The 15,055-nt window shown below is 43.2% G+C and carries 14 protein-coding genes and 1 other annotated feature; of the genes, 6 read left to right on the top strand and 8 right to left on the bottom strand.

Translation table 11 applies throughout. The annotated features are described in order from the left end of the window. Positions 1-120 precede the first annotated feature (120 nt). Positions 121-546: a hypothetical protein gene (locus tag MHB37_RS13925; RefSeq protein WP_036686349.1), complete on the bottom strand. Its 426-nt coding sequence runs from the start codon at positions 544-546 to the stop codon at positions 121-123. Positions 547-743: 197 nt separating this feature from the next. Then, positions 744-1,026: a binding site (T-box leader), on the top strand. A 102-nt stretch (positions 1,027-1,128) separates the two neighbouring features. Here MHB37_RS13925 and trpS point away from each other — a divergent pair. After that, entirely contained in the window at positions 1,129-2,124 is a 996-nt protein-coding gene (gene trpS, locus MHB37_RS13920; protein ID WP_341144208.1) for a tryptophan--tRNA ligase, read from the top strand. A gap of 69 nt (positions 2,125-2,193) precedes the next feature. Here trpS and MHB37_RS13915 read toward each other — a convergent pair whose 3' ends face one another. The 3 genes from MHB37_RS13915 to MHB37_RS13905 all read right to left on the bottom strand — a co-directional run bounded on the left by MHB37_RS13915 (position 2,194) and on the right by MHB37_RS13905 (position 4,440). After that, on the bottom strand, positions 2,194-3,426 hold the full coding sequence (locus MHB37_RS13915) for an aminopeptidase (protein WP_076125993.1): 1,233 nt from the start codon (positions 3,424-3,426) through the stop codon (positions 2,194-2,196). Positions 3,427-3,530: 104 nt separating this feature from the next. Then, entirely contained in the window at positions 3,531-3,989 is a 459-nt protein-coding gene (locus tag MHB37_RS13910; protein ID WP_340395521.1) for a hypothetical protein, read from the bottom strand. Positions 3,990-4,092: 103 nt separating this feature from the next. After that, positions 4,093-4,440 carry a hypothetical protein gene (locus tag MHB37_RS13905; protein ID WP_076125990.1) on the bottom strand — a complete coding sequence of 116 codons (348 nt, stop codon included), beginning with the start codon at positions 4,438-4,440 and terminating at the stop codon, positions 4,093-4,095. A gap of 152 nt (positions 4,441-4,592) precedes the next feature. Here MHB37_RS13905 and MHB37_RS13900 point away from each other — a divergent pair, with 152 nt between their 5' ends. Continuing rightward, positions 4,593-5,729, top strand: a complete 1,137-nt coding sequence (locus tag MHB37_RS13900) for a VanZ family protein (protein ID WP_076125988.1) — start codon at positions 4,593-4,595, stop codon at positions 5,727-5,729. A gap of 87 nt (positions 5,730-5,816) precedes the next feature. Then, complete coding sequence (locus tag MHB37_RS13895) at positions 5,817-7,256, top strand: serine hydrolase domain-containing protein (RefSeq protein ID WP_405169501.1); 1,440 nt, start codon at positions 5,817-5,819, stop codon at positions 7,254-7,256. Between the two features lie 67 nt (positions 7,257-7,323). On the opposite strand, the gene MHB37_RS13890 is transcribed toward MHB37_RS13895, so the two are convergent. Then, complete coding sequence (locus MHB37_RS13890; RefSeq protein WP_076279814.1) at positions 7,324-8,088, bottom strand: exodeoxyribonuclease III; 765 nt, start codon at positions 8,086-8,088, stop codon at positions 7,324-7,326. A gap of 191 nt (positions 8,089-8,279) precedes the next feature. Between MHB37_RS13890 and MHB37_RS13885 the strand changes: the two genes are divergently transcribed. Further along, on the top strand, positions 8,280-9,425 hold the full coding sequence (locus tag MHB37_RS13885; protein ID WP_076183499.1) for an MFS transporter: 1,146 nt from the start codon (positions 8,280-8,282) through the stop codon (positions 9,423-9,425). 162 nt (positions 9,426-9,587) lie between these two features. Beyond that, positions 9,588-9,875 carry a hypothetical protein gene (locus MHB37_RS13880; RefSeq protein WP_076125983.1) on the top strand — a complete coding sequence of 96 codons (288 nt, stop codon included), beginning with the start codon at positions 9,588-9,590 and terminating at the stop codon, positions 9,873-9,875. A gap of 60 nt (positions 9,876-9,935) precedes the next feature. On the opposite strand, the gene MHB37_RS13875 is transcribed toward MHB37_RS13880, so the two are convergent. Beyond that, positions 9,936-10,796: a helix-turn-helix transcriptional regulator gene (locus MHB37_RS13875; protein ID WP_341164966.1), complete on the bottom strand. Its 861-nt coding sequence runs from the start codon at positions 10,794-10,796 to the stop codon at positions 9,936-9,938. 127 nt (positions 10,797-10,923) lie between these two features. Between MHB37_RS13875 and fabF the strand changes: the two genes are divergently transcribed. Continuing rightward, positions 10,924-12,162, top strand: a complete 1,239-nt coding sequence (fabF, locus tag MHB37_RS13870) for a beta-ketoacyl-ACP synthase II (RefSeq protein ID WP_340975812.1) — start codon at positions 10,924-10,926, stop codon at positions 12,160-12,162. Positions 12,163-12,246: 84 nt separating this feature from the next. Here fabF and MHB37_RS13865 read toward each other — a convergent pair whose 3' ends face one another. Both MHB37_RS13865 and MHB37_RS13860 read right to left on the bottom strand, forming a co-directional pair. Continuing rightward, on the bottom strand, positions 12,247-13,719 hold the full coding sequence (locus MHB37_RS13865) for a family 43 glycosylhydrolase (protein ID WP_370511613.1): 1,473 nt from the start codon (positions 13,717-13,719) through the stop codon (positions 12,247-12,249). Between the two features lie 183 nt (positions 13,720-13,902). Beyond that, a complete protein-coding gene (locus MHB37_RS13860; RefSeq protein ID WP_076135552.1) occupies positions 13,903-14,970 on the bottom strand; it encodes an ABC transporter ATP-binding protein in 1,068 nt (355 codons plus the stop codon). Positions 14,971-15,055 lie beyond the last annotated feature (85 nt).

Raw genomic sequence — 15,055 nt, 5'->3', positions numbered from 1 at the left:
TATGCTGTGAGAGTTGTACTTCAATTATATGCCCACGAAAAAAGGACAGCTGAATCAGATCGATTCAACTGTCCAAAGCTTTGATTCACCCGTCCCTTAAATGGCGCACAGGAACATAACTTAAATTACGCCCTCTCCTCCAATAGCAGTTGCTGTGAATGATATGGGTCCAAATAGATTAATAGGCAAGTTGCTATCATTCTGAATTACCAATTCATAGTTGTGGACTCCAATATAAGCACCATCGACCCACTGAGCACTTAATTGAATATCAGTAATTGTAGTAAAACGATAAAAGGATCTATAAATATCGACTCCAGCTCGTCGGATGATAACAAGAAATTGGCTATTAGCAAGTGCAGTAAGACTAAAACTTCCATTTAACTCGACTCTACTGGAGAAAGAAGCCGGATTAGCCGGACTAATATTTACTTGCGCTGTAGCTAAACCCGCTCCAGCTCCAGGAATCCCTGCAACCGTTATAGCAGTAGTAAACGGATCTAACGGGATTTTTGCCTGTGACCCATAACTTATTATTGTCGCCATTTATCATCACTCCATTTCAAGGTTATAGAGTAGTATATTGTGAATCCGCAATGATAGATTGGACTAAATTCCTGATGATTATATACATTTAAGGTATACTTTGCTAGATCATATAAACCTAGATACCTCGTCAATCACCATACGATTTCCACTCATTGACAACACCCCTGTTCAGAATTACAATAATTCACATATCATGAACAACGATGACAAAGGGTAAGTAGACAGACGAACATGGTCTTCAGAGAGCCGGTGGTAGGTGCGAACCGGTGACCAGCGTATGCTCGAATGGCCTTTATAGTTGTTTTTCCGAACTATCTTAATGGATGCAGTAGGGAAAACCGGGGTTCCCGCCGTTATCAAGGGACCTGTATCGAGAATAAATTCAACCTCTCCATACAGGTAAGAGAAGATCGAAAGCCAAGAATCGTAAGGTGACACGATCATTTAAGGTGGTACCACGACAACTTCGTCCTTATTGGATGAGGTTTTTTTGTCATTTAAAGGAGGTGATGGCCATGGATGATGGCTGGTGGTGGCGACTCGAGTGTAACCAAATGCTAAATAACAGGAGGAATTTATATGATGAACGAACGTGTCTTAACTGGAGATCGAGTGACTGGAAAGCTTCACCTTGGCCATTACGCCGGCAGCTTGCAGACCCGAGTAGCCCTTCAGGAGCAATATGAAACTTTTGTGTTTTTAGCGGATATTCAAGCCCTAACGACCCATTTTGATCGTCCACAGCTGCTGGGTCAACATCTGCATGAGATCACACTGGACTATTTATCTGCGGGTATAAATCCGGAGAAAACAACTATATTTATTCAATCGATGATCCCTGAAATCGCAGAGCTGACCATCTTGTTCTCTATGTTTGTTACTGTGAATTCTTTACGGCATAATCCCACGATTAAAGCCGAATCGAAAAATTCGAGCTTAGATGAATTGTATTACGGTTTTCTTGGTTATCCAGTTAGTCAGACTGCTGACATAACATTTTGTAAAGCAACGATAATTCCTGTAGGGGAAGACCAACTCCCTCATCTGGAATTAACCCGTAAAATCGTCCGCAGATTCAACGAGCTGTACAGCCCGATACTGGTGGAACCCAAAGCGCTGATCAGTGAGACTCCGAGGCTTGTGGGTACGGATGGCAACGCTAAAATGAGTAAAAGCCTTGGCAATGCCATCGAGCTGGACTCCACTAAGGAAGAGATTATCTTTAAGATACGAAAAGCCACAACCGATCCAGCGCGTGTGCATAAAAATGATCCTGGACATCCAGATATCTGTCCTATTTTTGCTTATCATGGTGCTTTTCGCTCAGCGGGGGTAACTGAAATTCGTGAAGGCTGTGAGCGGGGTACCATGGGTTGTTCTGCTTGCAAACAGTTGATTTCGACAGCTCTAGATCAGCTTATAGAACCGATGCGAGAGCTTCGTTCCTATTATGCTACTAAGCCCAAGCTTGTGCAGGAAATCTTAATCTCTGGAACACAGCATGCCCGCAGCATTGCTCAAGAAACAATGGCCGAAGTACGTGAGGCTATGAGTCTTAACTATTTTTCAATCTAAAAATGACCAGTATAGGCACTCAAAAAAAGCCGGAATCTCATTGGAAGAGATCCGGCTTTTTTCTTCTCCTTACAACACCCAATTTCCCTTACGGAATACGGGTTCAATCGTGCCGTCCGCCAGCTCTCCGTCAATATCCAGCTCTGCTGAACCGATCATAAAATCGACATGAGTTAAGCTGACATTAGCTCCTCTAGCGACAAGCTCTTCGTTCGTAAGCTTTGTGCCGCCTTCAATATTTACAGGATAAGCACTTCCTAGCGCGAAATGGCAGGAGGCATTCTCATCAATCCCTGTATTGTAAAAAATGCGGTTCAAGCGAGAGATTGGAGAATCATGCTGCACTAAGGCTACTTCTCCTAGATAAGATGCACCTTCATCCGTTGCCAGCAGTGAGGTTAAATGTTCGCGTCCGGATTCAGCTTCATAAGCTACGACTTTCCCTTTTTCAAAAGTGAATGAAAGTCCTTCAACTAACCGTCCATTCAAATTAAGAGGGAGCGTGCTTCTAACTGTGCCATTAACGCCAGTACGATGGGGCATAGAATAAATCTCTTCCGTTGGCATATTAGCTACAAAATATACGCCTTTATCATTCTCACCGCCACCCCCGCGCCATAAATGGCCTTCCGGAAGCTCTACATGCAGATCCGTTCCCGGAGCACGGTAATGCAAGCTTTTATAACGTTTAGCGTTCATTCTGTCCTGACTTTCTTTCAACTGACCAATATGCTCTCTCCAAGCAGCTACCGGATCATTGCTGCCCACACGATTCATCTGGAATACAGCTTCCCACATCGCCTCTACCCGCTCTTCTTCAGGAAGATCGGCAAAAACCTTGTTCGCCCAAGCACGTGTTGGCGCTTTGACCAGAGACCAGCTGATTTTGCTGTTCCGAGTATATTTGGAGTAGTTCTTGCGAGCAACAGCCGCTGCTTTGACTGCTCTAGATACCTTAGAAGAATCAATGCCATTAAACAGTTCAGGATCAGGTACTTTAATATGTAAGATGGCACCATTCTCTTCCGCGAATTTCTCCATCATCTCAGCCTGCCACTGTGGATAGTAATCGAAAGAATCCTCTGGGGCTTTTTCATAACGGATCCGTGTAGTTGCTTCATCGTCCCAGTCAACAACTACATATTTAGCTCCCGCTTCATAGGCTTTCGCTACAATCAAGCGAGTAAGTTCTGCGGTTTCTATCGGTGCATGTACCATAAGGACTTGTCCAGGCTGTACATTTACTCCTACTTTTACAACTAGGTTCGCATATTTCTCCAGCATTACTTCAAAATCTTTCATGAATTCTCTTCCTCCATCTCTAGGGTTGCTATAAGCACTCGGTCAGCTTCACTTCTTATTTTAACGCAAAACGAGGATAGTTGCGATTCGATTTAGATTCTCAGCTACTTCACTTCAGGTATTTCGCCTGTATAGACACCTAGATCATTCTTATGAATCTCTACAATGGACGTTCCGATCTGCTTGTTATTGTGGTAAGCCATCACTGTGATCTTGGTATCCTGAGGTTCATCTATTTGCTTATTCTCCCCATCCATTGGACTCCAATAAATTTGATCTCCAGATTTGATTTTCAGCTCAAGACCTTTGTTATGCACCTTGTAGTCAGGGGGAGTCCATAACAATAAATTGCCGGATGTAGCCTGTATCTTAATAACATCCGCCCCTTCAGCAGTTATAAGCATAGGTAATCCTGGAGCACTACTATCAGTCACCCTGTATTCCGCTGTTGGGAACATAACATCCGGTTTCACCTCAAGTGATTGATTATTATGCCGCAAAATAAAGAAGAAAAAAAGTAAAATCGTTAAGCCCATGACGCCTCCGATGATTATTTTTTTCACTATTCAACCTCCCTTCCACCCTAATACTGTAACATATTTCCTTAATTTGGACAGTTATGAGCCAAATTAAGCGGCTCCCACGAGGAACCGCTCACTTCAATCCCTATTTTTTATCCACCTGTAACAGTGTCACTGTCTTCAAAGCATAAGTATGCATGATTTTATCCTCTGAAATTACATTCAACTTGGTCAAGCTTGCCACCTTTGCCGGATCTGATTTGGAGAGCAAACGCCACACTTCGGGGTCTGATAAGGTCTCATATAACTTTGCATCATCATATTCTTTGCGGTTTTGCACGACCAGCTTCACTTTATAGCTGCCAATTTCAGTCTCGTTAGTTTCCTGCTGACTACAATAATTTAAAATATCCTGACGAAGCTCGGCCAATTCTTTTTCAATATCCTTTTGCTTTTGCTTGAGCCGATAATACTGCTGAACCTTTTTCTCCATCCACTTCACGCTCCTTCATAGACATATGTATGCCGGAAACGTTCGATAAATTAGTTGAGTTCCCTATCATAAAAACTTATAATGAGCCGGGGATAGCTTATTTCCAAGTAGAGTCAAATTTCTTATAAAAACAATTCCACGGCAGGTGACTTATGTTTCATTCGTACTTTTTTCCAATTTCGTATGCGTTCATGATGTTTCCAATAGCAGCGCTGGTCTTCACACTACCTTTTCTTATCGTGCAATACCGCAGACATGGCTATATACATAAGCTTAGAGCTTTAATCCTATATCTGCTGCTGCTCTATCTGATGAACGCTTATTTTCTTGTCTTGCTTCCTTTTCCATCCTCCCGGCACAATGCAGCACCTTCTGGGAGTATCGTCCAATTCATTCCCCTTCAGTTTATTCAGGATATTGTGGATGGATCGTCAATCATCCCTGATCAAATCTCGACCTACTGGTCATTACTGCGTGAGCCTGCATTTTTACAGGTCATTTTTAACGTTGCATTGACCGTACCGTTTGGAATGTTTTTGGGCTATTATTTTCGTACACGCTGGGTCGTGTGCATTCTACTATCCTTTGCCTTTTCCTTGTCCTTTGAGATCACGCAGATTACAGGAATTTATGGTTTCTTCGATCATCCTTACCGTCTTTTTGATGTCGATGATCTCATTACCAACACAATCGGAGGGATTTTTGGATTTCGAATTTCCATTTGGATCTCCGGGCTATTGCCACGTATAGAACAACTGGATACAAACATTGACCGCTCTGCCAAAAGAGTCTCCTATACCCGCAGAGGAATAGCTTTTCTAATCGATAGTATGGTGTGGAGCATCGGGTTTGGGGTACTCTTCGGATTCGATATAAAAGCTGCCTTCTGGATTGTAACTGGTATTTACTTCATGCTTGTTCCGGCTCTCACGGGCGGACGGACCTTAGGGAAATGGATGGTGCGTATTCGGGTGAAGAGCAGCGGGAATCATGCTTTTTTCTGGGCTCTGATGATCAGATATGGCCTGCTATATTGGGTGCTGCTTGGGATTCACGCTCTTTTGCTTGATTCCGCCCTTCTAGGGCATCTTTCCTCCGTATGGAATATGCTTATTCATCTGTTTGTTCTATTGATAGACTTGGCTTTCTTTATTCATTTAGTCATTAGTATATTCAAAAAAGAAACTCAGCTAATATATGAGAAACTAAGTCGAACTTCTCATGTTATTTCTTGGCCAGAGAAACGGCTCCAATCTGATGTATCCAGCAACAGCCCTGTAGAAAGCTAAACTAGTTATTATTTAAATGGTATTTTTACATTGGAAATTATTATAGAATTAGGAGGTGAGCATTCTCAAAATTTAGGAGATGAGCGTATGGAAACTACAAGCAGCTTGCAGTTATCTAGAAGTCTTCCAGAAAAACAGGGGATTTCATCAACCGCAATATCCCGCTTTATTAGTGCAGTAGAGGAACAAAATTTAGGCCTGCACAGCTTTATGCTACTACGACATGGTTATGTGGTCTCTGAAGGCTGGTGGGCTCCTTACAGGTCCGTTCTTCCGCATATGTTATTTTCCCTTAGCAAAAGCTTCACCTCAACCGCAATCGGGTTAGCTGTTACTGAGAAACTTGTCACCCTCGATGATTCTGTCCTCTCCTTTTTCCCTGAAGAGGCTCCTTCGATTATCACGGAGAATCTATCTAATATGACAATCAGACATCTATTGATGATGGGTACCGGGCATGTCGTGGATACTATGGACACCCTTCGCAAAAGTGCCGACGGGAATTGGGTGAAAGCTTTCTTCTCCGTCCCCGTCGAGAAACAACCGGGTACACATTTCCTATATAATACCGGTGCTACTTACATGCTGGCCGCGATCCTTCAACGGGTTACTGGCCAAACACTGCTAGAATATTTAGAACCGCGCCTCTTCGTTCCTCTGGGCATTCACGGTGCAACGTGGGAGTCTTGTCCACGTGGAATTAACACAGGGGGATTTGGCTTAAACATTACAACCGAGGATATCGCTAAATTCGGCCAGCTATACTTACAAAAAGGAATCTGGAATAATCAACGGGTTCTGCCTGAAAAGTGGATTAATGAGGCTACTTCCAAACATATTTCCAATGGCGAAGGTGATCATGACTGGGCAATGGGATATGGGTATCAGTTCTGGCAATGCCAGCACGGTGGCTACCGGGCAGATGGCGCCTTCGGTCAACTCTGTGTTGTGCTTCCGGAGCAAGATGCCGTAATTATTACTACTGCTGCATCAGACAGTATACAAGGAATGTTGAATGCTGTGTGGGAACATCTGCTTCCCGCGATGAAGCCAGCTCCCTTGCCATTAGAGCCGGCTGCTTCTGCCCACTTGGTTGAAAAATTAAAGAATTTATCTATCCAACCGCCACAACTGCAGCCCTCTTCATCACAAGAAGAACGAATAAACGGCTTAACCTATAAGCTCGATGACAACCAATTTGCCTTGGACACCTTCTCTATCTCTTTCAATAACAACGAAGCTGCAGTTACTTTACAATTTAAGACTGGAGAGGATTCTGTGATCTGTCTTGGTCGAGGGAAATGGCTCGAAAGCTTCGCACAGGTCATTGATGCTTCCTTGAACCGAATCATGTCCAGCTTTACTTGGGTTGCTGATGATCAGCTACAGCTTACTTTATTGTTTATTGAAATGCCTTTCTGCATAACTCTTGAAATAATCTTACTAGAGAATCAGCTAATTCTTAAACAAAAGTTTAATGTGAATATGGGACCGACTGAATTCCCTGAGATCATTGGCAGACTATAATTCTTAATGAATACAAAAGACCGCTTCGTCCTTTAAAGAGACTTAGCGGCCTTTTAAATATTCGATTCTAATCTGTGAAATCAGCAAGCTTGAGGATGACCGGACAATGATCGCTCCCCATAATGTGGCAATCGATTTGGGCATCCAGCAGATTAGGTGCAAGTCTAGAAGAAGCTAGGAAATAATCAATCCGCCAGCCTACATTCCGTTCTCTCACCTTGGGCATATAAGACCACCATGAATAAACACCTTCAAGCTCTGGATGAAAATATCTAAAGGTATCTATGAAGCCGGACTCCAGCAGCGTACTCATTTTCCCTCTTTCTTCATCGGTAAAGCCAGAGTTTCCGCGGTTAGCTTTAGCATTTTTGATATCAATATCCTGATGGGCTACGTTCATATCGCCGCATACAACGACTGGTTTTAGCTTGTCCAGTTCCAGAAGGTAATTGCGGAAACGGTCCTCCCATTCCATTCTGTAATCCAATCTAGCCAGATCTCGTTTGGCATTTGGTGTATACACATTCACTAGATAAAAATGTTCGAACTCCAGCGTAATAATCCGGCCTTCCGCTTCTTCATCCTCTTCCATTCCGTATCTCACAGAGATCGGCTTGATTTTGGTGAATATAGCTGTGCCTGAATACCCTTTTTTCACTGCATAATTCCAATATTGATAGTATTCTTCACCCTGTTCCAGAACAATCTGCCCTTCTTGCAGCTTCGTCTCCTGAACACAGAAAATATCTGCTTCTACTTCCTTAAAATAATCATCAAACCCTTTTTTAACACAGGCCCGAAGACCATTCACATTCCATGATACCAACTTTATCATTAACGTTTCTCCTTGCATTTTGCTTTAATAGTAACCAGTTTATCATATTACGGCCAGAAATTTATAGAGGGTTAGGGTCATCTTGAGCAGTTCCGCGAATAGATTTATATCCTAATCATTTATTATCCATGATACAATAGCAAAATTGACTCTATACAAATTTTCTAACACGTGAGGTAAAAAAACTTATGAATGCACCAAATCTTTTACGAGGGTTTAACTTTTTGTATTTTGCTCTGCTAGCCATGTTTATTCCCTTTCTGCCAGTCTATCTAAGTGAACAAGGTCTAAGCCCATCGCAAATCGGCTTCATTATTGGAACTGGTGGTTTTGTTACCATCGTTGCCCAGCCTTTATGGGGGATGATCAGTGATAAAACAAAAACCATCCGCAAAGTGCTGTTAGCTCTGCTGTTATGCTCAGCGGTAACCGGATACTTTTTGTTCGATTCCAGCAGTTACGTTGTTCTCATTCTTTTTGCTATGCTGCTGTATTTCTTCTTGATGCCCATTGATCCGCTGACAGAAAGCTTGAATTTCCGAGTCTCTGAGGCGGCTGGAATTAGCTATGGTTCTATCCGTACATATGGTGCGCTAGGTTATGGTGTAATGGCTCTGATTACTGGCTATGTGCTTGGTTTTTTCGGCTCTCATGGAATAGCTCTTCTGTTTGTTGCCATTTGCCTTATAAGCTTTATAGTAAGCTGGAACATGCCAGATGCCCCCGTCACAGGTAAGCCGGTCACGCTGGATAGCCTCAAGCACTTTTTTGGCAACAAAAAGACATTGATGTTTCTGGTGCTCATATTTATTAGCTCTGTACCCGCACGAATGAACGATACATTTATTGGAGTTTATATTCGTGAGCTTGGTGGCAGTCCTCAATTGGTAGGCCAATCATTTTTCCTCGCGGCAATAAGTGAAATCATTGTCTTTGCATTAAGCTTCTGGTGGTTGCGAAAAGGAAAAGAACTGATCATCATATCGATTTCCGGAGCCTTCTATTTCCTTCGTTTCTTGATTTCAGCTTGGATCATTGATCCACACTTGTTAGCGTATTTGCAGATTCTGCAAATTCTTACCTTCCCTGTGTTCTACTCGGCTGCTATTCAATACCTGTACAGCATTGTACCCGAGGAATGGCGTGCTACAGGGCAAACCGTCCTTGCACTATTGTTCTTCGGTGTATCAGGTATCCTGGCTTCTTATGCTGGTGGGGCATTATATGATGCCTTTGGGGGTAAAGCTCTTTACTTAACGATCTCCGCAATGTCGTTTGTCGGCATGCTATTCGGATTGATACTGTATCTGATTTATCGTAAAAAAACGGAATAAGCGTACGAAAATAAACCGGGGATGTCCCAGCCGCTTTCTAAGTGGCTATTGGACATCCCCGGTTTTTTCTATTAAAAAGTGCTAATTCACCATGGCATTCGCTCTAGCATTAATAGATTTTCAACATAGAATATCCTATCAAACGAAAAGGAGGTCGTTACTATGGCCATCGTATTACCGCTTCAATATTTCAATTTAGCCCCTGTCATTGGTAAATCTTATTATGAAAACCTTGCAGGTGGAATTAACGCTGCTGTTACTGTGAACAACAACTCCAACTTCCCAGTAGATTTAGTAATCACTCGTGTGAATGCTCCAGTTATCACATACACGATTCCAGCATTCAATAGCCTTACGCTTGCAGTTCATGCCCTTTTGGTAGCTGCACTCTTAAGTACTCCTGCTGGCACCACATTCGGAACTATTGAAATTTCAACATCAGATTTCTAATAGTGTAGCATTAAGCATCTCTAGCTGGAAGTTCAGCTAGGGATGCTTCTCTATGTGAATCTAGCTTAATCCTTCTATTGTATGCTGCTCCATAAGCTGCTTCAGCTTGGTTTCAGTATTCGAATCTCCCGCAGGAGTATAGATGCTGCAGCGTAAATCTGCACTGCCATGAACCTGCAAAGAGGTTAGATGAAATAACATTTTTCCCGCCTTGGCATGTCTGAATTCTAGTAACACATCCGGGGCCGAGCTAACCCGACTTTGCTCCCACATCTCATTAAAAGCCGGATGCAATTCTTTCAATTCCTCTATAAATTCATCATACCAATGATCCTCTACATACTGTCCGTAATACGCTCTGAAGATAGAAAGATAACCGCTGACGAATTGTTCCCAATTCACTGCTAAGCGCCTAAACTCCTTACGAACAAATAACAATCGGATCATATTCCGCTCTTCGATAGGCAGCTTTGAGAAATCAAGAAAAACATGGGCGGCAGCTTCATTCCAACCGACGATTCCGCAACGTCTATCAGAAATAATCGTAGGACAATATTTAAGTTCCTGTAAAATTTTCTGCAGCGAAGGACTAATTACGGAAGATTCATCTTGCGGATAGGGTGTGGTTCTGGTTCCAGTTTCTAAAGCCAGTGCAAAAAGATACTTCCGCTCATCTTTAGTCAGCCTAAGTGCAGTGGCAATACAGTCCAAAACAGAGGACGAGACTTTTATATCTCTGCCTTGTTCAAGCCACGTATACCAGGTACTGCTTACCCCTGCAAGCTGTGCAACCTCTTCCCTGCGGAGTCCTGGCGTTCTTCTGCGTGTGCCTTCTGGCAAGCCTACAGAGCTTGGTGAAATTGCCGCACGACGTGCTTTCAAAAAATCGGATAATGCTTGTAATCTTGTTTGATTAGCCATAAGCTACCTCCACTTTGGGATTTCTGTTCCTTTAGTATAGTACAAATTATACTAGGATAAACGATAACTTGTAATAGGATAAATAAAGTGGAAAAATACTAGTATACACTAGCTGAGGAGGTTCATTATGGAACGCGTAGTGATTACAGGCATGGGCTTAATCTCACCACTTGGAAATACAATCGAACAATTTTGGGATCGGCTAATTTCTGGTGAATCGGGTATATCCCCGATCACTTCATTTGATACAACAGGTTTTAAGACGAGAATTGCCGGCGAAGTACGTGATTTCGATGCAGAGGGCAGATTTGGGCGTAAAGAGGCACGGCGAATGGACAGATTCAGTCAGTTTGCCCTCGCAGCTACTGAAGAGGCTTGGAAACATTCTGGCCTCCAGCTTGATAAGATTGACAAGGAGAGACTTGGCGTTTATGTAGGATCTGGTGTTGGAGGAATTCAGACCTTGATGGATCAAGGTACGGTCCTGAAAGAGCGTGGACCTGATCGAGTCAGCCCTACCTTAATTCCCATGATGATCTCCAATATGGCTGCGGCGATGATCAGCATTAAATTTGGAGCTCTCGGCCCGACCATGTCTCCAGTAACAGCTTGTTCTATTGGAAATACTGCAATTGGCGAGGCCTTCCGTTTAATTCGTTATGGCGGTGCGGACATCGTTATAGCCGGGGGTTCTGAGGCTGCTATTACTGGAATCTCGCTGGCCAGCTTCGGGAATGCCACCTCTTTATCTACACGAAATGAAGAGCCTACTAAAGCGAGCCGCCCTTTCGATGGAGGACGGGATGGCTTTGTAATCGGTGAAGGTGGCGGCATAGTCATTCTTGAGTCACTCTCCCATGCTCAGCGTAGAAACGCCAAGATTCACGGTGAAGTGATCGGGTATGGTGCTAGCTCTGATGCTTATCATATGGTTGCCACTCATCCAGAGGGGATTGGTGCCTATCAAGCTATGAAGTTAGCGCTAAATGAAGCTAATCTCCAGCCCCACAACGTAGATGTAATCAGTGCGCATGCGACAAGTACAGTAGTAGGAGACCATTCTGAAACCCTAGCGATTAAAAAATTATTTGGCGAGCATGCCTACCACATCCCCGTAACCGCTAATAAGTCCATGACTGGACATGCTTTAGGGGCCGCTGGCGGCTTAGAAGCCATCGCTTTAGTTAAGAGTATCCAAGAAGGGATCATTCCTCCTACCATCAATCAGGACACGCCTGATTCCATCTGTGATTTAGATTACGTACCTAACAATGCACGAAAAGCTAATCTCGAAATAGGCATCTCTAATTCATTTGGCTTCGGCGGCCATAATGCTGTTATTGTGATCCGAAAGTTCGTAGACTAATCCTACATTATAAAAGGGGTTTCAACTTAGCCATTACACATGACTAGTTGAAACCCCTTCTGCTGTTAATCCTTTTAAACTATCTTATTCCGAAGGTGATACATGACTTCCCCAGATAGAGATCCCTTCATTAGAAACCGCGGTGAACGTCATAACATTACTGGCTGTAGCTTCATTCCACTCTTTCAGGAACACACCCTTATAAGTAGAACCACCTATCGTTAACTCTGCAGTATGATCGTCGATAAGCTTCCACTTGCCCTTTACTGCGCCTTTGATTTTACCACTCTTCGTCAATTGAATTAGCTCCGATTGCACGATATCTGCCGTAATTTCTTTATTATGATTCACATATTTGTATTCGCCTGCGATTTGCTCTTTCGTATATTTATCAATGGTCTCGCCACCATAACGGTGTGGTGCGACCACCGGCCAGCCATCAGCGTTCATGAACATCTGGTGTACTCTAACCTCATGCTTTTCACCACGATTCGGGAACCGTGTATGGAAGATCAAATAATACTTGCCAGTCTCTTCATCGTAAAATGCGGAGTTATGTCCTGGTGATACATATCCTTCCCCACTTACTGGGAGCTCATCGTCATTATTCAGGAATTCGAAATTCCCCATGAGTTTAACTCCGTAAGGAGCATAAGCAGGATCATCAAACAATACGCCAGCTGTGCCCTGTGAATCGATCATATCCTGGCCCTCAGAATCTTCAAAAGGTCCATCAGGTGTCTTCGAGCGAGCTACACGGATGTTATATCCGCCATCAGCAGCCAGCCCCCCGTAGGATAGGAACAGGTAGTAGTAATCCGTCTCAGGACTGTACAGCATATAGGGAGCTTCTATCCGCGCATGATTTGCGCCTAGAAGCTTTTTGCCATAACCTTGATCTGGCAGTGGGAATCCTGTGCTTGTATCCAGTTCCATAATAAAAATACCACCGGAATAAGAACCATACACCATCCACAATCTGCCTTCTTTATCAAAGAACACATCCGGATCTACAACATTCGGCTTTTGTGTGGCATCATAAGTTTCTCCGTCATCGCCTACGCCCACCATACCGGACTTTAAGAAGATCCCTTTGTTCTTATAAGGACCTTCAATCTGGTCTGACACGGCTATACCAAGTGCTGATAATGGGGAATCACCTTTACACGCGTTGTAATACATATAATATTTGCCATCCGCCAATTGAATGACATCCGGTGCCCATAAAGTGTCCGTCTTTCCCCAGGTTAAGGCCTCTTTTAATTCCTCTTTGACATTCGGGATGAGTACGTTTCCATCAACAACTCCTGAGGACAATTGAGTCCAGGACATCAGGTCGTCGGATTTAGCAGAAGCCAAATGCGAGCCAAACACATAGTACTTATTATCAGCCAAAATAATGGAAGGATCATGTACAGAAACATTCTTGAAGACAGGCTGAACAGGCTCAGGTCCGCTGTTTATGTTGCCAGAATTAGCCGTGTCGTTGTTGCACGCGGTTACAGCTAATAATGAAACACTAAGTAAAGTAGTAATAATTATCTTCTTCATCGTTATACCCCCTATGTATGCCTTTTCATTTTGAGATGAAAACGATAAATAGTCAACCCTTTTATTTAATTAAGTTCGTATTAATTCATATTTATTTAAATAATAGTGAACATTGTAGAAAATAAAAAAAACGCTAAGCCAACTAAATGGCCTAGCGTTTCCTCTTATTATTTAGTTAAAACAAGTTGCTTACTTAGCGCCTTCTTGCACTAAAACTGGCTCTGGATAAGCGTTCTTAAGTATACGTTGTCTATTCTTAACGACTGTCGGCGGTTCCACCTTAGGTGCCATCGGATGCATTAACCAAGACTTCACCATATGGGTATCCGAAACCTTATACATTGGAGGCTCTTTCTCCATATCGATTTGCATCGCATAAGTGCTGCGAAGTGCGAAGGCATCACCCTTAGGCGGTTTGATCAAATCTGGAGGGGTACCAGGAATCGCGGTAAGCAAAGAACCTTTGCTCTCTAAACTTGGCATGGATGCAAGCAATCCCCAAGTGTAAGGATGTCTTGGATCGTAAAAGATCTCTTCTGCAGTTCCCATTTCAACAATTTGTCCGGCATACATTACCGCTACACGATCCGCCATTCTTGCTACAACACCAAGATCATGGGTGATAAAAATAATCGCCGTATCAATCTTCTTCTGCAATTCCTTCATCAGGTCAAGAATCTGTGCCTGAATGGTAACGTCGAGCGCTGTAGTTGGCTCATCCGCAATCAGAAGCTTAGGGTTTGCTGCAAGTGCCATTGCGATAACGACACGTTGACGCATACCGCCACTGAACTCATGCGGATATTGATTGAAGCGGCGCTCTGGTGAAGGAATACCTACTAGCGTAAGCAGTTCAACCCCACGTTTATTGGCAGCTTCTTTGGAGATTTTCTCATGTTTGTGCAGTACTTCAGTAATTTGTCTGCCGACCTTCATCATCGGGTTCAAGGAAGTCATCGGATCCTGAAAAATCATGCCGATCTCTTTACCACGAATCTTCTGCATTTGCTTCTCAGTCTTACCGATCAAATCTTGTCCATCAAATAAAATTTGTCCACGTTTATATTCTCCTGGCGGCGTTGGAACTAGCTTCATTACCGCTTGTGAAGTTACACTTTTACCGGAACCGGATTCCCCAACTATCGCTAGAGTTTCACCTTTATCTACATGGAAGCTAACACCACGGATCGCTTGTACTTCTCCACCGTGTGTTTTGAATGATATCGCTAGATCTTTTACCTCTAAAAGGCGCTCCATCTTGTCACCCTCTCATTTCCTCGTCAATTATGATAATGATTCTCACCAAGTTGTAAGCAATAAGTATTATTTTATCTAGTTCTAA

It is taken from the genome of Paenibacillus sp. FSL H3-0286, assembly GCF_045040705.1.
Classification (GTDB): domain Bacteria; phylum Bacillota; class Bacilli; order Paenibacillales; family Paenibacillaceae; genus Paenibacillus_AQ; species Paenibacillus_AQ odorifer.
The sequence above is the reverse complement of the archived record's forward strand: the minus strand, read 5'-3'. Positions and strand labels throughout refer to the sequence as shown.